Annotated in this window: 21 protein-coding genes; 11 read left to right on the top strand and 10 right to left on the bottom strand. The window is 65.6% G+C overall.

All coding sequences use genetic code 11. The annotated features are described in order from the left end of the window. The first annotated feature begins 145 nt into the window (after positions 1-145). Genes tldD through GGD67_RS07935 form a run of 3 tightly spaced genes read left to right on the top strand, consistent with a single transcriptional unit; the run spans position 146 to position 2,932 of the window. Positions 146-1,573 carry a metalloprotease TldD gene (tldD, locus tag GGD67_RS07925; RefSeq protein ID WP_026201654.1) on the top strand — a complete coding sequence of 476 codons (1,428 nt, stop codon included), beginning with the start codon at positions 146-148 and terminating at the stop codon, positions 1,571-1,573. Continuing rightward, positions 1,570-2,349: a signal peptidase I gene (lepB, locus tag GGD67_RS07930; RefSeq protein WP_018316360.1), complete on the top strand. Its 780-nt coding sequence runs from the start codon at positions 1,570-1,572 to the stop codon at positions 2,347-2,349. The genes tldD and lepB overlap by 4 nt, the downstream gene beginning before the upstream one ends. Before the next feature lie 16 nt (positions 2,350-2,365). After that, positions 2,366-2,932, top strand: coding sequence for a nucleotidyltransferase family protein (locus GGD67_RS07935; RefSeq protein ID WP_179731980.1), 567 nt, complete (start codon positions 2,366-2,368; stop codon positions 2,930-2,932). Positions 2,933-3,266: 334 nt separating this feature from the next. Here GGD67_RS07935 and GGD67_RS07940 read toward each other — a convergent pair whose 3' ends face one another. From GGD67_RS07940 to GGD67_RS07950, 3 genes are all read right to left on the bottom strand, one after another. Continuing rightward, positions 3,267-3,857, bottom strand: coding sequence for a PAN domain-containing protein (locus GGD67_RS07940; protein ID WP_018316361.1), 591 nt, complete (start codon positions 3,855-3,857; stop codon positions 3,267-3,269). Between the two features lie 102 nt (positions 3,858-3,959). Then, positions 3,960-5,330: a glutamate--cysteine ligase gene (locus tag GGD67_RS07945; RefSeq protein WP_028139831.1), complete on the bottom strand. Its 1,371-nt coding sequence runs from the start codon at positions 5,328-5,330 to the stop codon at positions 3,960-3,962. A gap of 99 nt (positions 5,331-5,429) precedes the next feature. Beyond that, positions 5,430-5,927, bottom strand: coding sequence for a MarR family winged helix-turn-helix transcriptional regulator (locus tag GGD67_RS07950; RefSeq protein WP_018316363.1), 498 nt, complete (start codon positions 5,925-5,927; stop codon positions 5,430-5,432). 126 nt (positions 5,928-6,053) lie between these two features. Here GGD67_RS07950 and gstA point away from each other — a divergent pair, with 126 nt between their 5' ends. Next, a complete protein-coding gene (gstA, locus tag GGD67_RS07955) occupies positions 6,054-6,668 on the top strand; it encodes a glutathione transferase GstA (RefSeq protein ID WP_179731982.1) in 615 nt (204 codons plus the stop codon). 239 nt (positions 6,669-6,907) lie between these two features. After that, a complete protein-coding gene (locus GGD67_RS07960) occupies positions 6,908-7,216 on the top strand; it encodes a hypothetical protein (RefSeq protein WP_179731984.1) in 309 nt (102 codons plus the stop codon). 401 nt (positions 7,217-7,617) lie between these two features. Here GGD67_RS07960 and GGD67_RS07965 read toward each other — a convergent pair whose 3' ends face one another. The 4 genes from GGD67_RS07965 to GGD67_RS07980 all read right to left on the bottom strand — a co-directional run bounded on the left by GGD67_RS07965 (position 7,618) and on the right by GGD67_RS07980 (position 13,588). Then, positions 7,618-9,831 carry an FAD-dependent oxidoreductase gene (locus tag GGD67_RS07965; protein WP_179731986.1) on the bottom strand — a complete coding sequence of 738 codons (2,214 nt, stop codon included), beginning with the start codon at positions 9,829-9,831 and terminating at the stop codon, positions 7,618-7,620. A 201-nt stretch (positions 9,832-10,032) separates the two neighbouring features. Next, positions 10,033-11,241, bottom strand: a complete 1,209-nt coding sequence (locus GGD67_RS07970) for an acetyl-CoA C-acetyltransferase (protein ID WP_018316367.1) — start codon at positions 11,239-11,241, stop codon at positions 10,033-10,035. A 55-nt stretch (positions 11,242-11,296) separates the two neighbouring features. Further along, positions 11,297-13,087 carry an acyl-CoA dehydrogenase C-terminal domain-containing protein gene (locus GGD67_RS07975; protein WP_179731988.1) on the bottom strand — a complete coding sequence of 597 codons (1,791 nt, stop codon included), beginning with the start codon at positions 13,085-13,087 and terminating at the stop codon, positions 11,297-11,299. Between the two features lie 105 nt (positions 13,088-13,192). Further along, positions 13,193-13,588, bottom strand: a complete 396-nt coding sequence (locus GGD67_RS07980) for a hypothetical protein (RefSeq protein WP_026201656.1) — start codon at positions 13,586-13,588, stop codon at positions 13,193-13,195. Positions 13,589-13,773: 185 nt separating this feature from the next. On the opposite strand from GGD67_RS07980, the gene GGD67_RS07985 reads away from it, so the two are divergent. The 4 genes from GGD67_RS07985 to GGD67_RS08000 all read left to right on the top strand — a co-directional run bounded on the left by GGD67_RS07985 (position 13,774) and on the right by GGD67_RS08000 (position 20,307). Then, entirely contained in the window at positions 13,774-14,364 is a 591-nt protein-coding gene (locus tag GGD67_RS07985; RefSeq protein WP_092255855.1) for a PadR family transcriptional regulator, read from the top strand. A gap of 391 nt (positions 14,365-14,755) precedes the next feature. Then, on the top strand, positions 14,756-18,271 hold the full coding sequence (locus tag GGD67_RS07990) for a tetratricopeptide repeat protein (protein ID WP_179731990.1): 3,516 nt from the start codon (positions 14,756-14,758) through the stop codon (positions 18,269-18,271). Between the two features lie 351 nt (positions 18,272-18,622). Then, complete coding sequence (locus tag GGD67_RS07995; RefSeq protein WP_179731992.1) at positions 18,623-19,540, top strand: sulfite exporter TauE/SafE family protein; 918 nt, start codon at positions 18,623-18,625, stop codon at positions 19,538-19,540. Next, positions 19,537-20,307: a TIGR02186 family protein gene (locus tag GGD67_RS08000; RefSeq protein WP_179731994.1), complete on the top strand. Its 771-nt coding sequence runs from the start codon at positions 19,537-19,539 to the stop codon at positions 20,305-20,307. Before GGD67_RS07995 ends, GGD67_RS08000 begins: the two co-directional genes overlap by 4 nt. A gap of 168 nt (positions 20,308-20,475) precedes the next feature. On the opposite strand, the gene GGD67_RS08005 is transcribed toward GGD67_RS08000, so the two are convergent. Beyond that, on the bottom strand, positions 20,476-21,249 hold the full coding sequence (locus GGD67_RS08005) for an MBL fold metallo-hydrolase (RefSeq protein ID WP_179731996.1): 774 nt from the start codon (positions 21,247-21,249) through the stop codon (positions 20,476-20,478). A 15-nt stretch (positions 21,250-21,264) separates the two neighbouring features. Continuing rightward, positions 21,265-22,176 carry a DMT family transporter gene (locus GGD67_RS08010; RefSeq protein WP_018316373.1) on the bottom strand — a complete coding sequence of 304 codons (912 nt, stop codon included), beginning with the start codon at positions 22,174-22,176 and terminating at the stop codon, positions 21,265-21,267. Between the two features lie 97 nt (positions 22,177-22,273). Here GGD67_RS08010 and GGD67_RS08015 point away from each other — a divergent pair, with 97 nt between their 5' ends. Next, entirely contained in the window at positions 22,274-23,137 is an 864-nt protein-coding gene (locus GGD67_RS08015) for a LysR family transcriptional regulator (RefSeq protein WP_179731998.1), read from the top strand. A gap of 24 nt (positions 23,138-23,161) precedes the next feature. On the opposite strand, the gene GGD67_RS08020 is transcribed toward GGD67_RS08015, so the two are convergent. Next, positions 23,162-23,407, bottom strand: a complete 246-nt coding sequence (locus tag GGD67_RS08020) for a hypothetical protein (RefSeq protein ID WP_179732000.1) — start codon at positions 23,405-23,407, stop codon at positions 23,162-23,164. 204 nt (positions 23,408-23,611) lie between these two features. Between GGD67_RS08020 and GGD67_RS08025 the strand changes: the two genes are divergently transcribed. Further along, complete coding sequence (locus tag GGD67_RS08025; protein ID WP_179732002.1) at positions 23,612-26,128, top strand: glycogen/starch/alpha-glucan phosphorylase; 2,517 nt, start codon at positions 23,612-23,614, stop codon at positions 26,126-26,128. Positions 26,129-26,247: the final 119 nt, after the last annotated feature.

Genomic DNA, 26,247 nt, shown 5'->3' on the forward strand with positions numbered 1-26,247 from the left:
GGTTCGCCGTTGATTGCCCGAAAAGCCTGAAAGCCGGCTTAAGCCCGAGCCGCACCTATCGTTTTCGTAATGTCACGGTCCGGCCCTCGCGGAACTGGCGGGAAACCATTATCTTGCCCTACATCTTCCGCTAATGGACGGACGCATGACAAATCCTGCCACGACCTCCCTGCTCGACCGCGCCAATCTCGACCGCGACCAGGTTCGCCACGAGGTCGCGCGCGGGCTTTCCGGTGCCGACGACGGTGAGCTGTTCCTGGAGTACAGCCAGACCGAAGCGCTGATGTTCGACAATGGGCGGCTGAAGCAGGCGACCTACGACACCTCGCAAGGTTTTGGCTTACGCGCGGTCAAGGATGATGCCGTGGGCTACGCCCACTCCTCCGACGTCTCGCTGCCGGCGCTGATTCGTGCCGCCGACGCAGTCGCGGCCGTACGCGGCGGCTATTCCGGCAGCTTCGCCGCGCCGCCGGCGCACACCAATGTGCGCCTTTACGGCGATGACAACCCGCTCGATGCCCCGGGCTTCGAGACCAAGGTAAAACTGCTCGCCGAGATCGACGCTTATCTGCGCGACAAGGATCCGCGTGTGCGGCAGGTCAGCGTCAGCCTGGGTGCGACCTGGCAGGTCGTCGAGATCCTGCGGCCCGACGGCGAGAGCTATCGCGACATCCGCCCGCTGGTGCGCGTCAACATCTCCGTCGTCGCCGGCCAGGGCGACCGCCAGGAGAGCGGCAGCAAGGGTTATGGCGGCCGCGCCGGCTATGCCGAATTCATCGAGAGCAAGAACTGGCGCGATGCCGCCGACGGCGCGTTGCGCGAGGCTTTGGTCAATCTGGAATCGATCCCCGCCCCCGCCGGCGAGATGGACGTCGTGTTAGGGGCCGGCTGGCCCGGCGTGATGCTGCATGAAGCGGTCGGCCACGGCCTCGAAGGCGACTTCAACCGCAAGAAGACGTCGGCATTTGCCGGCCTGATGGGCCAGCAGGTCGCGGCCAAGGGCGTCACCGTGGTCGATGACGGCACCATGGCCTCGCGCCGCGGCTCGCTGTCGATCGACGACGAGGGCACGCCGACCAATCGCACCGTGTTGATCGAGGACGGCGTCCTGGTCGGCTACATGCAGGACCGCCAGAACGCGCGGCTGATGAACATGAAGCCGACCGGCAACGGCCGTCGCCAGGGCTATGCCCATGTGCCGATGCCGCGCATGACCAACACCTACATGCTCGCGGGCGACCGCGATCCGGCGGAGATCCTCGCTTCGGTGAAGAACGGCGTCTTCGCTGCGAATTTCGGCGGCGGCCAGGTGGACATCACCTCGGGCAAGTACGTGTTCCAGTGCACCGAGGCCTACAAGATCGAGAACGGCAAGCTGGGCGCGCCGCTGAAGGGCGCCATGCTGATCGGCAACGGGCCGACCGACCTGCATCGCATCCGCATGATCGGCAACGACCTTGCGCTCGATACCGGCATCGGCACCTGCGGCAAGAATGGACAGGGCGTGCCTGTCGGCGTCGGCCAGCCGTCGCTGCTGATGGAGCGCATCACGGTGGGTGGAACGGGCGCATGAGCGTGGAAGAAAAGGTCACCGTCACCCCCAAGCGGAAGAGCAGCGGCTGGGGCGGGCAGATCGTTCAGCTCGCCGGCATCGTCGCAGCCGTCTTCATCGCCAAGGGCGCGCTTGCCGAGCCGTTCTACGTGCCGTCGGGCTCGATGGAGCCGACGCTGCTGATCGGCGATGCACTGCTCGCCTCGAAATTCCCCTACGGCTACGGCACCTCTTCGCTGCCGATCCAGATCAGCCTGCCCGAGAGCGGCCGCGTCTTCGCGGAGACGCCGAAGCAGGGCGACGTCGTCGTATTCCGCTGGCCTGGCGATCGCTCGCAGGCCTGGGTCAAGCGCGTCGTCGGTCTGCCCGGCGATCGCATCCAGATGCGGCAGGGCCAGCTCTTCATCAACGACCGCCCCGCCGAACTCAAGCCGGACGGCGTTGGCGCGGCCGAGGACGACAATGGCGGCAGCGAGCCCGCCTATCGCTATGTCGAGACGTTGCCGAATGGCGTCTCGCATTTGATCTTCAAGATGCGCGACAACGGTCCGCTCGACAATTCGCCGGAAGTGACGGTGCCGGCCGGCCACCTCTTCGTGCTCGGCGACAACCGCGACAATTCTGCCGACAGCCGGGTGCCGCTGCGATCCGGCGGCGTCGGCCTGTTGCCGATCGACAATCTGATCGGCCGTGCCGATGCAGTGCTCGGCTCCTGGGATCTCGGCATACGCGGCCAGCCGGTTTACACTTGGCTCTCCGGCTTCCGGCTCGGCCGGTTCTTCACCGCCGTGCATTGAGCCGCCTCATCGCGCGATGAACCGTGACGAATTCCTCGCGCTCGCGCTGAGAAATACCGTCAACGTCACCATCATCGACGAGCTGGCGCGGCTCGATCTGCCGGATGCATGGCTGGTCTCGGGATGCCTGGTGCAGACTGTATGGAACGTGCTCACCGGCCGCGCCATCGATCACGGCATCGCCGACTACGACGCGTTCTATTTTGATCCTGATACATCGTGGGAAGCGGAGGATTCGGTCATCCGCAAGCTGCATGCGCGGCTCGGCCATCTCGGCGCCAAGGTCGAGATCCGCAACCAGGCGCGTGTTCATCTGTGGTATCCCGACAAGCACGGCCTGCCCTATCCGCCCCTGAGAAGCTCGAGGGAAGGCATCGACCGCTTCCTCACGCAGAACACGCAAGTCGGGGTCAGGCGCACAGACGATGGCTACGAGGTCTACGCGCCGCACGGGTTCGACGATGTCGCAGGGCTGATCGCGCGGCCCAATCCGGGTCCGAATTTTTCCGTTGCGAACTACGTAGTGAAAGCCGCGCGATGGAAGGCGCTGTGGCCCGAGCTCACGGTGATCGTGGCAGAGTGAGATGCCGTAGGGTGGGCAAAGCGAAGCGTGCCCACGCGCCTGTCGCCGCATCTCAGAGATCGTGGGCACGGCGCAAGGGCGCCTTTGCCCACCCTACGGCACCTACGCTCGCAATGATTGCGGTGAGAGCTGCTGATCGCGCGGCCAATCCGGGACCGAATTTTTCCGCGGCGAATTACGCGGTGAAGGCCGCTGTGGCCGGAGCTCACGGTGATCGTGGCAGAGTAAGATGCCGTAGGGTGGGCAAAGCGGAGCGTGCCCACGCGCCTGCGCCGTATCTCAGAGATCGTGGGCACGGCGCAAGGGCGCCTTTGCCCACCCTACGGCACCTTGCCTACCGCACCACGCCCGACGTGAATCCCGCCTTCCTTCGCGGCGGCTTGATTTCCTTTTTCAGGAAGCAGCGCGCCTCGCGTCCGGTGTAACCGGGGCGGGCATAGGTGAAGGCGCGGCATTTGTTATCGGCGGTGCAGGCGGCCTTGCAGGCCTCTTCGCCCTCGCCGTCCTTCAGCTCGAAATTGCGCAGATCACCACCGGGGCGGTCGATCGACGTCTCCACGCCCTCGACCCGCGGCTCGATCACGCCGGCGCCGCGCACACCCGAGATGCAGCAACTACCCGGCACCCGCGCCGGCACGGTGTTCTTCAGCCAGCACACCGCCGCGCCGCCTTCGACGTCGGGATAGCTGAAGCTCCACGAGCGGCAGCGGCGGTCGCGCTCGCACAGCAGCGCGCAATCCTCGGGATCGCCCGAGGCGACCGGCGTGCTGAAATAGTCGCCGCCGGGCCGGTCGAACGCAGTCTGGGCGCGCGCCGGCACGCTCACGCATGCGAGCGAAAGCAGCGCGGCGCATGCCACGGCGCTTGCCAGGACTTTTGCCAAGACCTTTGCCATGACGGCGCCGGACAGGCGGCCCTTCCCCATCAGAACAGCTTTCGAGTTATTGACGACGTTCAGGTTTTTTCAGCCGGTCATTTGATCGCCGCAAACCTGTATGGGCGATGAACGGCTGAATCCCTGACCGTCCTAGAACGCGTATTCCGCGTAGGCCGGTTCCACCGAGCCCTTCCAGGGACCGTTGAACTTGTCCAACATTTCCTCGGCCGGCGTCCGGCCGGAATCGATGATGCGGTCGAGCGGCTCAAGGTGCCGCGTTTCGTCGCGGCCGAGCTGGTCGATCCGGCCGCGCCGGCGCAGGCCGGCATGCGCCAGAACCAGGCATTCCTTGGCGATCTCGAACAGATAACGGTTCTTGATCCGCGCCTTGAAGCCGAAGCGCGTCACGTCGTCGCGCAGGGCCTGACGCTCGGGCGCGCTCCAGTGCTTGACGATCTCCCAGGCCGCATCGAGCGCGACGTCGTCATAAAGCAGCCCGACCCAGAACGCCGGCAGTGCCGGCAACCGGCCCCACGGGCCGCCGTCGGAGCCGCGCATCTCGAGATAGCGCTTGAGCCGCACTTCCGGGAAGATCGTCGAGAGATGGTTGGCCCAGTCCGACAGGGTCGGACGCTCGCCGGGAAGGTTGTTGTTGCGGCCGTCGAAGAACGCGCGGAACGAGGAGCCCGACACGTCGATGTACTCCTCGCCGCGCTTGACGAAATACATGGGCACGTCGAGCGCGTAGTCGACATAGCGCTCGAACCCCATGCCGTCCTCGAACGCCCACGGCATCATGCCGGAACGCGCATTGTCGGTGTCGCGCCAGATCTCGGAGCGGAAGGAGAGGAAGCCGTTCGGCTTGCCTTCGGTGAACGGCGAATTGGCAAACAAGGCGGTCGCGACCGGCTGCAGCGCGAGCGAGACGCGCAGCTTCTTGACCATGTCGGCTTCGGAGGAGAAGTCGAGATTGGTCTGCACGGTGCAGGTCCGGTACATCATGTCGAGGCCGTATTGGCCGACCTTCGGCATGTAGTTGGTCATGATCTTGTAGCGGCCCTTGGGCATCACCGGGATATCGGCGCGCGACCAGGACGGCGTCATGCCGAGACCGAGGAAGCCGATGCCGAGCGGCGTTGCGATCTCGCGCACCTGTGCAAGATGCGCCATCAGCTCGCTCTGGGTCTGGTGCACGTTCTCGACCGGCGCGCCGGAGAGCTCGAACTGTCCGCCGGGCTCGAGCGAGATCGCACCGCCGCCGGTGACGTCGTAGAGGCCGATGATGTTGCCCTTCTCCATGATCGGCTCCCAGCCGAGCAGGAGCTTCATGCCTTCGAGCAACGCACCGATGCCGCGCGCGCCCTCGTAAGGCACCGGACGGTGGCCCTCGAGCGTGAACGGCGTCTTCTCGTGCTCGGTGCCCATGCGGAATTCGGACGGGTCCTTGCAGCCTTCCTCGAACCACGAAACGAGCTCGTCGCGCGACTGCAGCGGCGTCATATCGATCTGGTCTCGCGCCATATCAAACTCTAATCAAAAGGCGCTTCGATCGAACGCGCGCGGGTGACGGGATGGTCCGCGAACCCACCGGGTGCACGGACGAGCTGGTGTGCCGCGCGATCATCGCGACGGCGAGGTTTCGTTGACGTTGGCGACGGGCGGCAGTTTCATCTCGCCGCACGAGCAGCCCAGGCGGTCGAGCAGACCGCTGAGCTTGACGGCATCGGCATCGGACAATTTCGAGCCGACATATTTCTCGATCGCAGCCGAATATGCGCTCCACATCCGCTTCTGCAACTCGCGGCCGGCTTCCGTGATCTCGACGAACTGGCCGCGCTTGTCGATCTTGCATTCGCGCCGCGAGGCGAGGCCCTCGTCGACCAGGCGGTCGATCAGGCGCGAGGTTGAATATTGCGGGATCAGCATCTGCCGTTCGAGTTCCACTGGCCTTAGTTCGCCCGAGGGAGCTCGCGACAATTCGAGCAGCGCGTCATACCATGCCAGCGGCGGGAAGCCGGCCTTCTTCAGATCCTGCTCGACGCAATCGAGCACGCGGCTCTGCACCCGCATCAGGCGGATCCAGGCGGAAGTCGCCTCGGTCGATGGTTTGCGTTTCATGGTCCCGCTCAAGCTCGTCGCCCGTCTCTTACCCCATTTGATGCAGCTGCATCAATATTGACTGTTACAAGCAGCTGCATGTAGTCGTTCTTTCCGCCGAACCAAGCGTCAAGAGGAGGAAATTCCATGAAACTGTACTATTCGCCCGGTGCCTGCTCGCTGTCCCCCCACATCGCGCTCCTGGAAGCCGGCCTGCCCTACGAGCTGGTCAAGGTCGATATCCGGGCCAAGAAGCTCGAAAATGGTGAGGATTATCTGAAGCTGAACCCCAAGGGCCAGGTCCCTGCGCTGGGCCTCGACAGCGGTGAGATCGTGACCGAAGGCCCGGTGATTGTCCAGATGATCGCCGATCAGGCATCAAGCAAGGCGCTGGCGCCCGCCCACGGCAGTTCCGAGCGCTACAAGCTGCTGGAGTGGCTGAATTTCCTCACCTCGGAGGTGCACAAGAGCTTCGGCCCGCTGTTCGCGCCGGCCCTGAACGACGAGGCCAAGGCTTTCTTCAAAGATCGCGTCATGGGCAAGCTGAAATACATCGACAGCCAGCTCGCCGGCCGCGACTACCTCATGGGCAAGCAGTTCACGGTCGCCGACGGATATCTGTTCACGATGCTGACCTGGGGCGACCGGATGAAGTTCGACCTCTCGGCGATGCCGAACCTTGCCGCCTACAAGGCCCGCGTCGGGGCGCGGCCGCAGGTGCAGGAAGCGCTGAAGAAGGAAGGCCTCGCGCAGGCGAAGTAAGACCCGCGCACGACAGTCGGGACGACGAAGAGCCGGATCGATGATCCGGCTCTTTTGCTTCAAGCGGTTGCGGAAGCCCGGACGTTCGCGATGTCCCGGGCATCAATTTTACGAGCATTGTCGGAGTTAACAATAACTCCGCCTTGTGTGTGCGGCAGAGATCACCATCGTTGTGAGAGCAATCCAGTTGGCTCAATTTCAGCCATGTACCGCGATGCGGCCTGAACTGGGAAGCTCTCGTGACAACCGTACTCCTCCTCTTGCTTGCGAGCACGATCACCGGCTTGGCGGCGGGACTCTTCTTCCGAGTCTGGAGTCTGTTGCTGGTCTCGCCAGCGACCGCGATCCTCGTCGCAACGGTCCTTCAGACCTCGGGCTTCGGATTTTGGACGGGCATTCCCATCGTCGTCGGCTGCCTGATTGCCGGCCAAATCGCCTATTTGGCGGCGACGCACTTTGTGCACAGAGGCGAGCTCTCAATGCAGGACGACGTCGACGGCGACCCAGGCAAGCACGGCCATCGCCATGTCGATGAAGAGAACGAGTAGCGCCAGGCCGACCCAGGAGGGGAGCTTTCTGCGCCGCCGGAAGAGCCTGCGCCGCGGACACGGCTGCCCCAGCCGCAAGAGGGGGGCGTATCTTACGGCAACGCCGGCTGCGCTGACTTGAGACACCGTGGGGATCATTGCGGGACACCTTCAATGCTGACGAGCCATCCGACGGATCGTCAGCAAGAGCGGTGCCAGGGCGGAGCGAGCGCGGCTGGACGGGTTTTCAGCGGCGTTTTCTAACCGTTCGACGACTGCAAATAGAAAGGCCGGATCGACGATCCGGCCTTTCCTGTTTCTGCGTAGCCCGGATGGAGCGCAAGCGTAATCCGGGGTGCTCTCGCAAGTTGAAAAACTGGTCCCGGATTTCGCTACGCTCCATCCGGGCTACAGGCTGCTCGTCAGGCCGCCGCCTTCTTCGGCGCGAAGCGGCCGTAGAAGGTCTCGCCCTTCGCCGCCATTTCCTCGAGCAGTTTCGGCGGGGTGAAGCGCGAGCCGTACTTCGCTTCCAGCTTGTGGCAAAGCTCGACGAACTTCTTCGTGCCCATGAAGTCGATATAGGACAGCGTGCCGCCGGTGAACGGCGCGAAGCCGAAGCCGAGGATCGAGCCGACATCCGCTTCGCGCGGATCGGTGATGACGTGGTCCTCGACCGTGCGCGCGGCTTCCACCGCCTGCACCACCAGGAAGCGCTGCTTCAGCTCCTCGATATCGAGCGTGTCAGGGTCGAGCTGCTTCGGCTGCAGCGCCGACAGGCCCGGCCACAGGCTCTTCTGGCCCTTGCCCTTCTCGGGATAGTCGTAGAAGCCCTTGCTGTTCTTGCGGCCGAGCCGGCCCTGCTTCTCGACCATTTCCACCATCAGCTTCTTCTGGTCGGGATTGATGGCGTTGGGACCGAGATCGGCCTCCGTCGCCTTCATGATCTTGAGGCCGAGGTCGAGCGCGACTTCGTCGGAGAGCGAGAGCGGGCCGACCGGCATGCCGGCCATCTTGGCGCAGTTCTCGATCATTGCCGGCGGCACGCCCTCGAGGAACATCTCGTTGCCCTCGGCGACGTAGCGGCCGACGCAGCGGTTGGCGAAGAAGCCGCGGGAGTCATTCACGACGATCGGCGTCTTGCCGATCTGGCGGACGTAGTCGAGCGCGGTCGCGAGCGCGAGATCGCCGGTGTTCTTGCCCTTGATGATCTCGACCAGCATCATCTTCTCGACCGGTGAGAAGAAGTGGATGCCGACGAACTTGCCCTGATCCTTGAACGATTCAGCCAGCGAGGTGATCGGCAGCGTCGAGGTGTTCGACGCGAAGATCACGTCGGGCTTCATGTGCTCCTGCGCCTTGGCGAAGGTATCGGCCTTGACCTTGCGATCCTCGAACACCGCCTCGATGACCAGGTCGACATCCTTCAGCGCCGCATAGTCGGCGGTCGGCGTGATGCGCGCGAGCAGGGCTTCAGCATCGCCGGGCTTGGCGCGGCCCTTTTTGATCTGCTCCTCGATCACCTTCTGCGCATGCGCCTTGCCCTTGTCGGCGCTCTCCTGGTCGCGGTCGATCAGGACGACGTCGAGACCGGCACGGGCCGAGACGTAACCGACGCTGGCGCCCATGAAGCCTGCGCCGATCACGGCGATCTTCTTCACCTTGGTTGCGGGCACGTCCTTCGGACGGCGCGCGCCCTTGTTGAGCTCCTGCATCGACAGGAACAGGCTGCGGATCATCGCCGCCGCTTCCTTCGAGCGCAGCACCGAGGTGAAGTAACGCGATTCGACCCGAAGCGCGGCGTCGATCGGCAACTGCAGGCCTTCATAGACGCAGCTCATGATGGCGCGCGCGGCCGGATAATTGTCGTAGGTCTCGCGGCGATAGATCGCGTTGCCGGCCGGGAACATCATCATGCCGGCCTTGGAGAACACCGGGCCGCCGGGCAGCTTGAAACCCTTCTCGTCCCAGGGCGCGATCGCCTTGCCGCCGCCCTTAATCCAGTCCTTTGCCGCCTTGACGAGATCGGCAGCCGGCACGATGGCGTGAATCAAATTCAGCGCCTTGGCCTTGTCGATCGTGACGGGATCGCCCTTGAGCAGGATCGTCATCGCGTCCTGCGGCGGCACCAGGCGCGGCACGCGCTGCGTACCGCCGGCGCCCGGGAACAGGCCGACCTTGACCTCGGGCAGGCCGAGCCGGGTCTTGGGATTCTCCGCGGCGACGCGATAGTGGCAGCACAGCGTGATTTCGAAACCGCCGCCGAGCGCGAGCCCGTTGATCGCGGCCGCCCACGGCTTGCCTGATGTTTCGATCGAGCGCAGCACCAGCGAGAAGCGTCGGCTCTGGTCGAACAGCATCTGGTTCGCGGCGGTCTCGCCCTGCTCCTTGAAGACCTTGGCGTAGGCCTGGTTCATGCCCTCGAGCATCGACAGGTCGGCGCCGGCGCAGAACGCTTCCTTGGCCGAGGTGATGACGACGCCCTTCACCGCGGCATCCGCAGTGGTCGCCTTGACGATGGCGTCGAGCTCGTTGGTCGAGGTCTCGTCGAGCACGTTCATCGAACGGCCCGGGATGTCCCAGGTGACGAGCGCGATGCCGTCTGCGTCGGTCTCAACCTTGAAATTCTTGTACGACATGTTGGTTGCTCCTCGGTGCCGCAGCCAATCTCAGGCGCGGCGGTTGATGGGGTCTCGTCTTACCCTCTCCCCTTGTGGGAGAGGGTCCGAGCGAAGCGAGGGGGTGAGGGGTCTGCATCCGCGGAGACAGACCTCTCACCCGGCTCGAACCCGCTCCGCGTGTTCGCGCCACCCTCTCCCACAAGGGGAGAGGGGAGGAAGTTACACCCGCTCGATGATGGTCGCGGTGCCCATGCCGCCGCCGATGCACAGCGTGACCAGGGCGGTCGCCTTGTTGGTGCGCTCGAGCTCGTCGAGCACGGTGCCGAGGATCATCGCACCGGTTGCACCAAGCGGATGGCCGAGCGCGATGGCGCCGCCATTGACGTTGATCTTGGCGTTGTCGATGTCGAAGGCCTGGATGTAGCGCAGCACGACCGAGGCGAAGGCTTCGTTGAGCTCGAACAAGTCAATGTCCGACTTCTTCATGCCGGAGCGCGCGAACAGCTTTTCGGTGACGTCGACCGGACCGGTCAGCATCATCGCCGGCTCCGAGCCGATATTGGCGAACGCGCGGATTTTTGCACGCGGCTTCAGGCCGTATTTGCTACCGGCCTCCTTGCTGCCGAGCAGCACGGCGCCGGCGCCGTCGACGATGCCCGACGAATTGCCGGCGTGGTGCACGTAATTGACCCGCTCGATCTCGGGGTGCGACTGCACCGCGACGCCGTCGAAGCCGCCCATCTGCGCCATCATCGTGAATGATGGTTGCAGCTGCGCCAGCGACTGCATCGTCGTCGAGGGACGCATGTGCTCGTCCTTGGCCAGGATGGTGAGGCCGTTGATGTCCTTCACCGGGACGATCGACTTGTCGAAGCGGCCTTCCTCCCAGGACTTCGCCGCACGCTGCTGGCTCTGCACGGCGTAGGCATCGACGTCGTCGCGCGAGAAGCCGTATTTGGTGGCGATCAGATCAGCCGAGACGCCCTGCGGCATGAAGTAAGCGGGGACTGCCATCGAGGGATCCATCGGCCAGGCGCCGCCGGAGGCGCCGATGCCGACGCGGCTCATCGATTCGGCGCCGCCGCCGATCACCAGCTCATGCTGGCCGCTCATCACCTGCGCGGCGGCAAAGTTCACGGCATCGAGGCCGGAGGCGCAGAAGCGGCTGATCTGCACGCCCGGCACGGCTTCGCCGAGACCGGCTTTCAGCGCCGCAAAGCGCGCGATGTCGGAGCCGGCTTCACCGACCGGATCGACCACGCCGAGGATGACGTCGTCGACGGAATCCTCAGGCAGATTGTTGCGGTCCTTCAGCGCCTTCAACGGCACGGTCGCGAGCGCCAGCGCCGTGACTTCGTGCAGCGAACCGTCCGCCTTGCCGCGGCCGCGGGGGGTGCGAACGTGGTCGTAGATGAATGCCTCAGGCATGACGCCCTCCTGATGTGATGTTCAATACGATTGGGAGCAGGCAGCGGAAGCAGGCTCAGAACGCTTCCGCCGGCAATTCCATGATGGTGGCGCAGCCGGCCTGGATGCGCGCGAGATTGGCGGCGGTCTCCGGCAGCATCCGCTCCATGAAGAAGCGGCCGGTGACGAGCTTGGTGGAGAGATAGGGCGTCGCCCCGCTCTCGGCAATCTTGGCATTGGTCACCTTGGCCATCTTCGCCCACATGTAGCCGAGCGCGACGAAGCCGAAGAGATGCAGGTAATCGGTTGCGGCGGCGCCGGCGTTATCGGGCTTCGCCATCGCGTTCTGCATCAGCCAGGTCGTGGCCTGCTGGAGATGGCCGAGCGAGGCCGAGAGCGGCGCGATGAAGGGTTTTAGCGCCTCGTCGCCGCCGCTCTCCTTGGCAAAGGCCATGACCTCGCCGAAGAAGGCCATGATGGCGCGGCCGCCGTCGCGCGGCAGCTTGCGACCGACGAGGTCGAGCGCCTGGATGCCGTTGGCGCCTTCATAGATCATGGCGATGCGCGCATCGCGCACGAACTGCTCCATGCCCTGCTCGGCGATGTAGCCGTGGCCGCCATACATCTGCTGCGCCTGCACCGCATTGGCAAAACCGTAATCGGTGAGGAAGCCCTTCAGCACCGGCGTCATCAGGCCCATATGATCGTCGGCGGCCTGGCGGTCCTTCGGGTCTTCCGAGCGATGGGCGACGTCGCTCTTCAGCGCAGTCCACATCACGAAGGCGCGCGCGGCTTCGTTGAAGGCGCGGATCGAGAGCAGCGTGCGGCGCACGTCGGGATGCACGATGATCGGATCGGCCTGCTTGTCCGGCGCCTTGGCGCCGGTGAGCGCGCGGCCCTGGATGCGCTCGCGGGCGTAGGCGACCGCGTTCTGATAGGCGACCTCGGACTGCGCGAGGCCCTGCACGGCGACGCCGAGCCTCGCCTCGTTCATCATCACGAACATGCCCTGCATGCCCTTGTTCTCTTCGCCGATCAGCCAGCCGGTGGCGCTGTCGTAGTTCATCACGCAGGTGGAATTGCCGTGGATGCCCATCTTGTGCTCGATCGAGCCGCAGACGACGCCGTTGCGGGCACCGACTGAGCCATCCGGATTCACAAGGAACTTGGGCACCACGAACAGCGACACGCCCTTGATGCCGGCAGGTGCGCCCTCGATGCGGGCGAGCACGAGATGGATGATGTTGTCGGCAAGGTCGTGCTCGCCGGCCGAGATAAAGATCTTGGTGCCCGTGATCTTGAAGCTGCCGTCGGCCTGGCGCACCGCCCTGGTGCGAAGCATGCCGAGATCGGTGCCGCAATGCGGCTCGGTCAGGTTCATGGTGCCGGTCCATTCACCCGCCACCATCTTCGGCACGTAGGTCTTCTTCTGCTCGGGTGAACCATGAACGATCAGCGCCGCGGTCGCGCCCATGGTGAGGCCGCCATACATCGAGAACGCCATGTTGGCGGAGATCTGGAATTCGTTGACCGCCTGGCTCAGCGTCACCGGCAGGCCCTGCCCGCCAAACTCGGTCGGCGCCGACAGACCAAGCCAGCCGCCTTCGGCAACCTGCTTGAACGCGTCCTTGAAGCCCTTCGGCGTGGTGACGCTGCCGTCATCGGCACGCTTGCAACCTTCGAGATCGCCGACACGATTGAGCGGTTGCAGCACCTCTTCGGCGAGCTTGGCGGCTTCGCCCAGAATGGCTTCGCGCACATCGCTCGACGCATCGGAGAAGCCGGCGAGATTGTCGTAGCGGTCGATCTGGAAGACGTCGTTGAGCAGGAAGTTCACGTCTTCGACGGGGGCTTTGTAGATCGGCATGGGGTTCTCCCGGCAATGGGCCTTGAAGTGGTGGAATTCTCTGAACGGTCCTTGCGGCGCAGCCTTGCCCGCGAGCTTAGCGGGTTCTGCAACCTCAGGGCAGGGTCATGATTGGGCGGCCAACTGCTCCGCCATCAGGCGGTGCAGCATGTTGATCGCCTTGAGCGGACGCACCATCACCTTGAAATGCGTGATGCGTCCCTCGGCATCGAAGCTGATGATGTCGACGCCGTTGATCTCGATACCGTCGATCATGGTCTTGAATTCGAGCACGGCGCCGCGCTCGCTGGTCCACTCACCGACATAGGTGAAGCCGGGACCGCCGAGCACCTTCTCGGCGCTGGAGAGGTATTTGAAGGTGATGTCGCGCCCGCGCTGCGGTGAATGCACGACGGGACTTTCGAAGACGGCGTCGGGATGAAGCAAGTCCCAAAGCGCGGTGCGGGCTTGAGCCCGATCTTGGGACTTCATGTAGCCGTACCAGGAGTCGAGGCCGGTCATTCCAGGATGCCTCCCTAAAGGCCTTGGCAAAAAACGCGAAAACAACCCCATGCACAGTAGCGTGCTGATTGATTCCGCTGGGTTTTTCGGGTCGGATCTTCAGCGCCTCATATGCACATTGACGCATATGCGCCAATGCGCATAAAGTCAAGCGGGTTGGTCGAGGTCGAAGAAGGAGGCCGGTCATGGCACTGGGCGACGCAATCCTCGCATGCCTGACGGAACGCCCCATGACGGGCTACGAGCTTGCCAAGACGTTCGACTCCTCGATCGGCTTCTTCTGGAAGGCCGACCACCAGCAAATCTACCGCGAGCTCTCCAAGCTGCGCGACCGCGGCCACATCCAGGGCCGCGAGGTCGTGCAATCGGGCAAGCCCAACAAGCTGGTTTATACGCTCACTCCGGAGGGGCGAACAGCGCTGCGGCACTGGGCCGCGCGACCAAGCACGCCAGCCTCCACCAAGGACGATCTGCTGGTCCGCCTCCATGCGCTCGACAGCATCGACATCGAGCCGCTGCGCACCGATCTGATGGCCCGGCTGGAGCACCATCGCGACCGCCACGCCAATTACGAGCGCATCCTGAAGAAGCGCTTTCCGGAGGGCACGGCGGAGGGCCGGCTCGATCTCGGCAATCTGCTCCTGCTCCGCTTAGGGGCCCGCCACGAACAGATGGTCGCCGACTTCTGCGAAGAGGCGCTCGATGCGCTGTCGGCGATGACCGGCAAGGCCACGGTGGTGCCGCTGGAGGATGGCAAGCGCGAGGGGAAGGGCTGAGGGGTGGCCCGACCCGACAGGAGACTGTCACCACATTTACCGGTGTCATGCTCCGCGAAAGCGGGGCATCCAGTACTCCGAGGCAGCGCGGCTGGAATCGAGCCGCCGCGGCGTACTGGATCGCCCGCCTTCGCGGGCGATGACAGCGGAGTATATGGCGGCGGCAGGTCGCGAAGGATGCGATGACGCCGCTTCCGGCGTGCCCCAGAGTTCCCGCCGCCCAACTTTAAGACACCCGGCTCGCGTTCCTTAACCCGTTATTTACCGTAACAGGAAAAAGTCGGTTTTCGAGGCAGACGACCCGCGCCAAATCCGATTGTCTTTGCAACCGGCACGCGAGGGGAGGCTGGAGGCGCCGGGTGGGGCGCCGGAGTCGGAACCGGACAGAGTCATGAATTCGCGCGTATCGTGGAGTGTTGACGGCATCGATCCATCCGTCAGGGAGCGGGCCGAAGCTGCTGCGCGTCGCGCCGGCATGTCACTCAACGATTGGCTGAACTCCACCCTCGGCGAAACTGCTCCCCCGAACTTTCGCGAACCTTACGACCAGCGTCCGCAAGCCCCGCATGCTCAAACCCGGGGACCGAGTCAGGAAAGCCGCGAAGTCGCCGACATCCACCAGCGGCTCGACGCGATCACCCAGCAGATCGAGCGGATCTCCAAGCCCGCGCAGCGCCAAGATTCGTCACGACAGGATTCGTCGCGGCATGACCCTTCGCGGCCAGACGCCTCGCGCGAGCAGGGCGTCGCGCGCCAGCTCAACGATGCGATCTCGCGTCTCGATGCGCGGCTGTCGCAAATCTCCCGGCCGCAGCCTCAACCGCAGCAGCCCTCGGCTCCGCGTCCCGCGCCGGCCGACACGCGCCAGCGCCAGGCCGATGCGGTCGAGCGCGCGGCGGCGCAGGTCTATCGCAACTCCCCGCCCCTCAGCCCCGCCTCGTTCGACGTCGCCGTCGCCGAGATCACCGCGCGGCAGAGCGAGCTCGACGGCTTCACGCCGCGGCAAATGCCGCCGCGCGCCACGCCCTCGATCGCGCCCAATGCTGCTCCCTGGGCCGCTCCTTACGCACCTCCGATGGCGCCACCCGCGCCTGCCTATGCTCCGCCGCCACCGCAGCCGGGGCCGGATTTTTCCGCGCTCGAGCGCCATCTGCTCAAGATCACGAGCCAGATCGAGTCGCTGCAGCGCCCCGACAATACCGAGCAGGCGATCAACGCCTTCCGCAGCGAGCTTGCCGAGATCCGCGCCGCCATCACCGAGGCGATGCCGCGGCGCGCGATCGAATCGATCGAGAACGAGATCCGCTCGCTGCATCGCCGGATCGACGAGACGCGTTCCAACGGCACCGACGGCCAGGTCCTGTCGGGCATCGAGCACGCGCTGTCCGACATCAAGCAGGTGCTGCGCACGCTGACGCCGGCCGAGCAGCTCACCGGCTATGACGAGGCGATCCGCAATCTCGGCGCCAAGCTCGACTTGATCCTGCGCGCCAATGACGATCCCTCGACGGTGCGCCAGCTCGAAGGCGCGATCACCGCGCTGCGCGGCATCGTTTCCAACGTCGCCTCCAACGAAGCGCTGGCACGCCTGTCCGAAGACGTGCAGCTGCTGTCGTCCAAGGTCGACCAGGTCACCCGCGCCTCCGGCCAGGGCGACAGCTTCGCGGTGCTGGAGCAGCGCATTGCGGCGCTCACCGCGGCGCTGGAAACGCGCGAGCGGCCCCAGCCGGCCGAGAGCACCGAGCACCTGGAATCCGCGATCCGCGCGCTGTCGGACCGCTTCGACCGCATGCAGGTCGGCAACGATTCGGCCTCGACCTTTGCGCATCTCGAACAGCGCGTCTCGTATTTGCTGGAGCGGATCGAAGCCGCCGCCGATCCGCGCAACGGCAATTTGAGCCGCGTCGAGGACGGGCTGCACGACATCCTGCGTCACCTCGAGCGGCAGCAGGCGACCTATTCCGCGCTGGCCGAGAGCCGCAGCTCCGCAGCACCGGCCGATTCCGGCGTGGTCGATCTGGTCAAGCGCGAGCTGTCCGACATCCGCTTCAGCCAGGCCGAGACCAACCGCAGCACCCAGGACTCGCTCGACGCCGTCCATAGCGCGCTCGGCCATGTCGTCGATCGCCTCTCCATGATCGAGGGCGATCTGCGCGCGGTGCGCACCGCGCCGCCGGCCCCTGCGCCGCAGCCGATGCCCATGCCGATGGCCGCTCCCATGGAGCCCGCGCCGCCGATGGCGCGTGAGCCGCGGCCGCAAGCCCAGCAGCAACCGAAATACGATCCGAAGCCGGAGCTACCGAACCCCGCCGCGCAGCAACAGGCCCACGCGCAGCAACAGGCCCACGGCGCCTTCGCCCAAGCCGCCTTCTCCGCCGCGCCGCGTGAATTCCATGCCGCTACCCCCGCCGCGCCGCCGCCGGTTCCGTCGGCGCCACCGGTGCCACCGCGCGCGATCAGCGAGATCCTGGAGCCGCACACGGTCCCCGCGCGCACCGCGCTCGCGCCGGAATTGCCGCCGGATCATCCGCTCGAGCCGGGCACACGGCCGGGTGGACGCCTCGCTACGCCGTCGGAGCGCATCGCCGCCTCCGAGAGCGCGATCAGCGACATTCCCGCCGCGCCGAAAGAGCCGGTGTCGTCGTCGAGCTTCATCGCAGCCGCCCGCCGCGCCGCCCAGGCCGCCGCCGCGCAGCCGGAAAAGCCGGCGCGCGGCGCCAAGGGTGGTGCGAAGGCCGGCGCCGATCGCGGCAAGGACAAGGGCAAGGACGGCAGCTCGACCATCACCTCGAAGATCCGCTCGCTGCTGGTCGGCGCGAGCGTGGTCGTGATCGTGCTCGGCACCTTCAAGATGGCGATGAACCTGCTCGAAGGCAGCGCGCCGCCGGCGCCGCAGGCCATGGACAATACGTTGAGCCAGCCGGCGCCGCAGGCCCCACCGCCACCGCCGGCGATCGAGAACAAGCCCGCCACGCCCGAGCAGGTCACACCATCGATGACCTCGCCGACGCCGATTGGACGGCAGTCCCAGAACAACGCCGCGCCGGCTCCCGCCGTCAATTCGGGCAACTCGGCCTCGGTCGAGATTCCTCCCGCACCTGCCGCGGCTCCGTCGCCTGCCTCCAGCGACGTCACCGGCGCGCTGTCCGGCACGAGCCGCGCCAAGCTCGGCATGATCCAGGTGCCGCCGAGCGAAAAGCTGCCTGACGGCATCGGCGGCCCGATGCTGCGCACCGCCGCGATGAAGGGCGATGCGACCGCGGCCTACGAGATCGGCTTGCGCTTTGCCGAAGGCAAGGGTGTTGCCACGAATTACGACGAAGCTGCCAAATGGTACGACCGCGCGGCGCAGGCCGGCGTGGTGCCGGCGACCTTCCGCCTCGGCACGCTCTACGAGAAGGGCCTCGGCGTGAAGAAGGACGCCGACATCGCCCGCCGCTACTACACCCAGGCCGCCGAGCGCGGCAACGCCAAGGCAATGCACAATCTCGCGGTGCTCGATGCCGACGGCGGCGGACGCGGCGCCAACTACAAGAGCGCGGCGCAATGGTTCCGCAAGGCCGCCGATCGCGGCGTAGCCGACAGCCAGTTCAACCTCGGCATCCTCTATGCCCGCGGCATCGGCGTCGAACAGAACCTCGCCGAGTCCTACAAATGGTTCAGCCTCGCGGCTGCCCAGGGTGACGCGGACGCCTCCGGCAAGCGCGACGACGTCGCCAAGCGTCTCGACCCGCAATCGCTCGCGGCCGCCAAGCTCGCGATCCAGACCTTCAGCGCCGAGCCGCAGCCCGACGACGCCGTCAACGTCACGGCGCCCGCCGGCGGCTGGGACAGCGCGCCGCAGGCGAATGCAAAGCCGGCGCCGAAGCAAGTCGCAACCAAGCGCTCGGCCTCGGCGGCGCATTAAAGGCGAATTGCTTTAGACAGACAGAACGAGCCGCGCGCGCGGTGCACCTCTCCAGCTTGCGGGAGAGGTCGCGGAGCGAAGCGACGCGGGTGAGGGCTCTCGCCTCTCGGGGGGTCTCGCGAGAGGAGACACCCTCTCCCCAACCCTCCCCCGCAAGCGGGGGAGGGAGCGCATCTCGCGTTATCGCAACGATCGGGGCCTCGTTCACGACCCTCGTCAACAATTACCACGCCCGAAATTCCGGGTCCCTCCCGGCTCCGAATTCCGCTATTGAGGGGCGCGGCAATCGTTCCGACCTTCCCGCGAGCATTCCGCGACAATCGATCCGTCTCGCCGGCGTATGGTCCTTCGATGCAGCTCTATCTTCCGATCGCCGATCTTCCCGTCAACGTCTTCCTGGTGCTCGCCATGGGCGCCGCGGTCGGCTTCGTCTCGGGGATGTTCGGAATCGGCGGCGGCTTCCTGATGACGCCGCTGCTGATCTTCATCGGCATCACGCCGGCGGTCGCGGTCGCCTCGGTCACGAGCCATATCGCGGCCTCCTCCTTTTCCGGCGCGCTGTCTTATTGGCGGCGGCGTGCGATCGATCCGGCGCTGGCGAGCGTCCTGCTCTGCGGCGGCGTGACCGGCACGGCGCTCGGCGTGTGGACCTTCACGCAGCTGCGCGCGCTCGGCCAGCTCGATCTGATGATCGCGCTCTCCTACGTGGTGCTGCTCGGCACCGTCGGCAGCCTGATGTTCTCGGAAGGGCTGCGCGCACTGATGCGGACCCGGCGCGGCGCGCTGCCGCCACGACGCACGCACAACTGGATCCACGGCCTGCCGCTGAAGATGCGCTTCAAGCGCTCGAAGATCTATCTCTCGGTCATCCCCGTGGTAATCGTCGGCATCATGATCGGCTTCATCGGCGCCATCATGGGCATCGGCGGCGGCTTCATCCTGGTGCCGATCATGATCTATCTGTTGAGGGTGCCGACCTCGACGGTGATCGGGACCTCGATGGTGCTGACGCTCGTGACGATGCTGTTCGCGACCATGCTGCACGCGGTGACCAATCACCTCGTCGATGCCGTGCTGGCGCTGATCCTGATGGTCGGCGGCGTCACCGGCGCGCAGTTCGGCGCCCGCGCCGGGCAGAAGATCCGCGGCGAGCAGCTGCGGCTGCTGCTCGGCCTCCTGATTCTCTCGGTCGGCGTCCGCTTCGCGATCGAGCTGGTGATCCGGCCTGAGGATCTCTTCACCATCCGCGAGCTGGGAGTGAGCGGATGATGCGCGCAGCTCTCGCACTCCTGCTCGTCCTGCTGCTCGGCTCCGCCGCGCGCGCCGAGCGTCTGATCGTGTCGGTGTCCAACCACCGCGTCACGGTGACACCGAACTATTCCGGCGAGGAGCTGGTGCTGTTCGGCTCGGCGGAGAAGGACGCGACGACACCCGCCGATCGCACAGCCTATGACCTCGTCGTCACCGTGATGGGCCCGCGCGCCGACATGGTGACGCGGCGCAAGGAGCGCACCTTCGGCATCTGGATCAACACCGACTACCGGCAGTTCCTGCAGGTGCCGAGCTATCTGGCGCTGTTCGCCAACCGCTCCTTCGACGCGATCACCTCGCCCGAGATCGCGCGGCGGCAGCAGATCGGGCTGAACAACGTGCTGCTGACGCAGCGAGTCGGCGGCGATTATGCCGACGTGGTGCCGAACGACGCGTTCCGCTCGGCCTTCATCCGCCTGCGTACCCAGCGCGGGCTCTATCGCGAGGATCCGAGCGCGGTCACGTTCCTGACGCCGACCCTGTTCCGCACCGGCATTCCGCTGCCGGCGGAGGTGCCGATCGGCACCTACGAGGTCGAGATCAAGCTGTTCGCGAACGGCGCGTTCATCAGCAAGACCGAGACCGCGTTCGAGATCGTCAAGGTCGGCTTCGAGCAATTCGTCGCCACCACCGCCAGGCACAACGGGCTGATCTATGGCCTCGTCACCGCCGCGATGGCGCTGATGACGGGATGGATGGCGTCGATCGTGTTCCGGAAGGATTAGTTGCCGTCATTGCGGCGCGCGCCACTCTCTCCGCTCGTCGTCGCCCGGCTTGACCGGGCGATCCAGTATTCCAGAGGCCGGCGTTAGGGAGCTCGCTCTCGCAACGGCCGCTGCGGCGTACTGGATGCCCCGGTCAAGCCAGGTCAAGCCGGGGCATGACAGTGAGGCTCACGGCGCCTGGATCACCGTCGGCACGCCCGGCTCCAGCAGCCGCAGCCGCGTTCCGAAACCGAGCACGTCGAACGTCTTGCGCAGATCCTCGCTGTTCTGGCGGAAATGCGCCCAGCCTTCGGTATGCACGGGCACGATCGTCGCATCGGGGAAGGCGCGCGCCGTTTCGATGGTGTCGTTGGTGTCCATGGTGAGGTGGAACGGCCCACGCGTCTGCGCGGCGCCGGCGAAGGGCAGCACCACGCCGCATTTGAAGCGGCGCGCGACTTCGGCGACGCCGTCGAACCAGGTGGTGTCCCCGCTGATATAGACCGTGCTGGTGTCCTTCCGGCTGGACGCCACCACGAAGCCGATGACGTCGCCCGACAGCGGCTCGATGCCAGCCGGGCCATGGCGCGCCGGCGTCGCGGTGATGGTCAGGGTGTTGCCGTCGCTATCCTTCAGATGCGTCGTGCTCCAGGGCGCTAGGCCCTCGACATGGCCGCCGAGGCGCTTCGCGCCCGCCTCCGTCGTCAGCACGCGCTTGACCTTATGGAGATAGTCGCGGCCCGAATGATCGAGATTGTCCGAATGCTGGTCATGGCTGAGCAGCACGGCATCGACCGGGCCGATCGAATCGGCTTTCAACGCGGGACCGATGGTTTTCTCCAGCGTCACATGCGGCAGCTGGTAGGCGCCGGGCGCATCGAAGGTCGGGTCGGTGAGCAGGCGGAAGCCGTCGATCTCGATCAGCGCGGTCGGGCCGCCTATCAGGGTGATGGAAATGGGCACGAGAGAACTCTCCTCTTACGAGACAGGCTTTGCAGGGCGCGTCACCAGGTAGATGCCGAGCGCGACCGGGATGATGCCCAGCAAATCACGGGCCTCGACGTGCTCACCAAGGACGAGATACGCGAACAGCATGCCGAGCGGCGGCATCAGGAAATGATAGGCGCTGGCGGCGGTCGCGCCGCACACTTTCAGGAGATGGAACCAGAGCCAGTAGGCGAGGATCGAGCCGCCCAGCACGAGGAACGCAAAGGCGCCGATCAGGCCCGGCGTATAGTCGATCGCGTGCACGTCGGCGAAACTGAACGCGATCGGCGAAAGTGCGAGGCCGGCCGCGAGGTTCTGCACGCCATTGCCGATCCACAAGGAGCCCTTCGGCGCGAGCAGCTTGAACAGGATGGTGCCCGCGACCAGCGAAGCGAGCGAAGCCAGCGTGAAGACGATGCCGTGCAGGGAATCCGTGCCGACCGACAGGCGATGCCAGACGATCAAGGTCACGCCGGTGATGCCGAGCAGCAGGCCGCCGGCCTTGCGCCAGGTCATGCTCTCGCCGAGCAGCAGGGTCGCGAGCGCGGCGGTGAAGACCGGATTGGCCGAGACGATCAGGCCGCCGAGGCCGGCGGAGACCGATTGCAGGCCGGTGTAGCCGAGGCCGAGATAGAGCGCGTTGTTGGCAATCCCAAGCACGGCGAAGATCGCCGCATCGCGCCAGGTTAACGACCAGCTGTCGCCGCGGATCAGCGTGGCGCCCAGGATCAAAATGCCGGCGAGCGAGAAGCGCGCGGCGAGCAGGATCAACGGCGGGCAATGGGTGACCCCGATCTTGCCGGCGACGAAGGCGTAGCTCCAGAGCAGGCAGAACAGGCCGATGGCGAGCGGAAGGGTGTTGAAGCGGGTGCGGGGGGCCGAAATCGAGGGGGCGAGCGACATGGGGGCATTCTCCTGAGCCTCGATCTAGGGAGCCCGCTTGTCATTTGGAAATTAAATGATTAACTCCATGTCAGTGGAATTTCGAATGGAGGCGGCCATGCTCGATCTCGAGCTGCTGCGCAGCTTCGTCTCGGTGGTCGAGGCCGGCGGTTTCACCCGCGCCGGCGCGCGCGTCCATCGCACGCAGTCGACCGTCAGCCAGCAGATCAAGCGGCTGGAGGACGATATCGGCCAGGTGCTGCTGCACCGCGACGGCAAGAATGTACGTCCGACCGAGGCCGGCGAGCGGCTGCTCTCCTATGCGCGGCGCTTGCTCTCGCTCGCCGAGGAGGCGCGCGACGTGCTGCGCCAGCCGGATGGCGAAGGCGCGATCCGGCTCGGCATCCCCGAGGATTTCGCGGCGTACCGGCTGACCAAATTACTGGGCGCGTTCGCGCGCTCGCATCCGGGCCTGCGGCTCGACGTGCGCGCAGACCAGAGCAAGCATCTGGCGCGCGATCTCGAACGCGGCGAGCTCGACCTTGCGCTGTTCAAGCGTGCGGCCGGCGAGAAGGGCGCCATCGCGGTGTGGCCGGAGCGGGTGCACTGGGTCACCAGCAAGAGCCATCCTGTCGATGTTCACGCCGCGTCCGTGCCGCTGATCGGCTTTCCGACCGGCTGCCTCTACCGTGCCGGCGCCATCCACGCGCTGGAAAGCGTCGGCCGCGCCTGGCACATGGCCTATTCCTCGTCGAGCCTCTCCGGAATCCAGGCCGCGGTCGCCGCCGGCATGGGCCTCAGCATCTTGTCGGAGATGTCGATCCAGTCCGACCACCGCGTGCTGACGGCGAAAGATGGTTTTGCGCCGATCAACAAGACCGAGGTCGCACTGATGGCCTCGCCCGATGCGAGCCCGGCAACGCTGCGACTTGCAGATCGTCTCGCCGAGTTTTGCGATGCAGTGCAGGCGAAGGCGGCTTGAATTCGCAGAATATCGGACGGTCTCTCAATTCGCCGCGGACATCAGCCTGTCGCCGCACGCATTCGCATAGAACTTGCCGCCGCATTGGCGCTTGATGGCGGCGCAGCGGGCCGCGGGCGAGGCACTGTGCGGGACCATGAAGCCGCAGCTGAGGCCATCGGCGCTGCGACCGGGCTTGCCGGCGGCAAACGCGGCACTGAGGGTCCCGATGCAGACGACGAGCAGGGCCGCCGCGGCGATCTCGATCAGCAGTCGCGTCAGCAGTCTCATGGGAATGTTCCTCCACACTGATGGCTGAATTGATCCGCAATCTAGCACCGAATCCCGGTTTCTCCGTGCTCCCCCGGGTTCCCAAATCGGCCCGTTCCTTGCATAAATTTACGCCAGCGCAGTGCAAGGCCGCATCGGCGACAGTTCCGGTGCAGGGGCAAGACGCGTAGGGTTAGTGGTGTGTTCGACCAGGAAGTGACGGCTTTGCAAGATCAATCGTTCCAGCCCAGTTTTCCCGCCCCCGGCCAGCCGATCGACGAGCTCGCGCTGGCTGAGATCAAGGGCGCGATCCTGGCGAAGCTGCGCCTTGCCATCGGCAAGGATGCCGGCATGGCGACCAAGCACGACTGGTACCAGGCCGCAGCGCTGGCGCTGCGCGACCGTGTCGTGCATCGCTGGCTCACGGCCGAGAAGCACAGCTACGACGCGGGCCGCAAGCGCGTCTATTATCTCTCGCTCGAATTCCTGATCGGCCGTCTCTTTACCGACGCGCTCAACAACATGGGCCTGCTCAAGATCTTCGAGGTCGCGCTCGGCGATCTCGGTGTCTCGCTGCCGGAGCTGCGCAAATGCGAGCCGGACGCCGCGCTCGGCAATGGCGGCCTCGGGCGGCTCGCCGCCTGCTTCATGGAGAGCATGGCGACGCTGTCGATCCCCGCGATCGGCTACGGCATCCGCTATGATTACGGCCTGTTCCGCCAGATCATCAACCAGGGCTGGCAGCAGGAATATCCCGACGAATGGCTGAGCTTCGGCAATCCCTGGGAATTGCAGCGGCCCGAGGTGATCTACGACATCAATTTCGGCGGCGGCGTCGAGCATGTCGACGACAAGGGCCGCGACCGCGCGATCTGGCATCCGGGCGAGACCGTGCAGGCGATCGCCTATGACACGCCGATCGTCGGCTGGCGCGGCCAGCACGTCAACGCGCTGCGCCTGTGGTCGGCGCGTTCGCCCGATCCGCTCAAGCTCGACGCCTTCAACAAGGGCGACTATGTCAGCGCCACCGCCGAGCAGTCGCGCGCGGAAGCGATCTGCAAATTCCTCTATCCGAACGACGAGAGCCCGGCGGGCCGCGAGCTGCGCCTGCGCCAGGAATATTTCTTCGTCTCGGCCTCGCTGCAGGATCTCGTCAAGCGGCACCTTGCGTCCGACGGGCAGCTACGCAGCCTGTCGAGCAAGGTCGCGGTGCAGCTCAACGACACCCATCCGAGCCTCGCCGTCACCGAGCTGATGCGGATCCTCGTCGATCTGCACAATTTCCGCTGGGACGAGGCCTGGAAGATCACGGTCGCCACCCTCTCCTACACCAACCACACGCTGCTGCCCGAGGCGCTGGAGACCTGGCCGGTCGAGCTGTTCGAGCGGCTGCTGCCGCGGCATCTGGAGATCATCTACCGCATCAACGTGCAGCATCTGGCGCTGGCCGAAGCGCGCTGCCCCGGCGACATCGACTTCCGTGCCTCGGTCTCGCTGATCGACGAGAAGAGCGGGCGCCGCGTGCGCATGGGCCAGCTCGCCTTCGTCGGCTCGCACCGCATCAACGGCGTCTCGGGGATGCATTCGGACCTGATGCGCGAGACCGTGTTCCACGACCTCAACCATCTCTATCCCGGCCGCATCACCAACAAGACCAACGGCATCACCTTCCGGCGCTGGCTGATGCTGGCGAATCCGAAGCTGACCGACCTGTTGCGCGAGACCTGCGGCGAGGCGGTGCTCGACGATCCGACCCAGCTCTCGCTGATCGAGGCCCGCGCCAGCGACGTCGAATTCCAGAAGAAGTTCCGCAGCGTCAAGCTTCATAACAAGACCGCGCTGGCGCGCCTGATCGGCGAACGGCTCGGCATCAAGGTCGACCCGACCGCGCTGTTCGACGTGCAGATCAAGCGCATCCACGAATACAAGCGCCAGCTGCTCAACGTCATCGAGACCGTCGCGCTGTACCAGGCGATCAAGGACAACCCCAATGGCAATTGGGTGCCGCGGGTGAAGATCTTCGCCGGCAAGGCTGCCGCGAGCTATCGCTACGCCAAGCTGATCATCAAGCTGATCAACGACGTCGCCGAGGTCGTCAACAACGATCCCGCGATCGGCGGCAAGCTCAAGGTGGTCTTCCTGCCCGACTACAATGTCAGCCTCGCCGAAGTGATCATTCCCGCGGCCGACCTGTCCGAGCAGATCTCGACCGCCGGCATGGAGGCCTCCGGCACCGGCAACATGAAGCTGGCGCTGAACGGCGCCATCACCATCGGCACGCTCGACGGCGCCAATATCGAGATCCGCGACCATGTCGGCGCGGAGAACATCGCGATCTTCGGCATGGAGGCCGGCGACGTGATGATCCGGCGCAAGCAGGGGCTGGACGCCTCCGACCTGATCCGCAACTCGCCGAAGCTGCAGCGCGCCATCAATGCGATCGGCACCGGCGAATTCTCGCCCGGCGATCCCGGCCGCTTCGAGTCCATCGCGCACGCGCTGCGCTATCTCGACCATTACATGGTCAGCGCCGATTTCGATTCCTATTACGAGGCGCAGCGCAGTGTCGATGCGCGCTGGCTGGTGGCGCCGGCCTGGACGCGCGCCTCCATCCTCAACGTCGCGCGCATGGCGTGGTTCTCCTCCGACCGCACCATCCGCGAATACGCCGAGGAAATCTGGAACGTGCCGGTCAATCCGACTACGCCGCTGCTGCCGAACCTGCGCGACGCCGCGGGCTGATTTTTCCGCGGCGTGGAAGCGTTACCCGACAGGTAATTGCACAGCCACGCGATGGCTGTGATATGACGACCGTCATTCCGGGGCGGCTCGCAGAGCCGAACCCGGAATCTCGAGCTTCC

Source organism: Bradyrhizobium sp. IAR9 (assembly GCF_013408065.1).
In the GTDB taxonomy this organism is placed as follows: Bacteria; Pseudomonadota; Alphaproteobacteria; order Rhizobiales; family Xanthobacteraceae; genus Bradyrhizobium.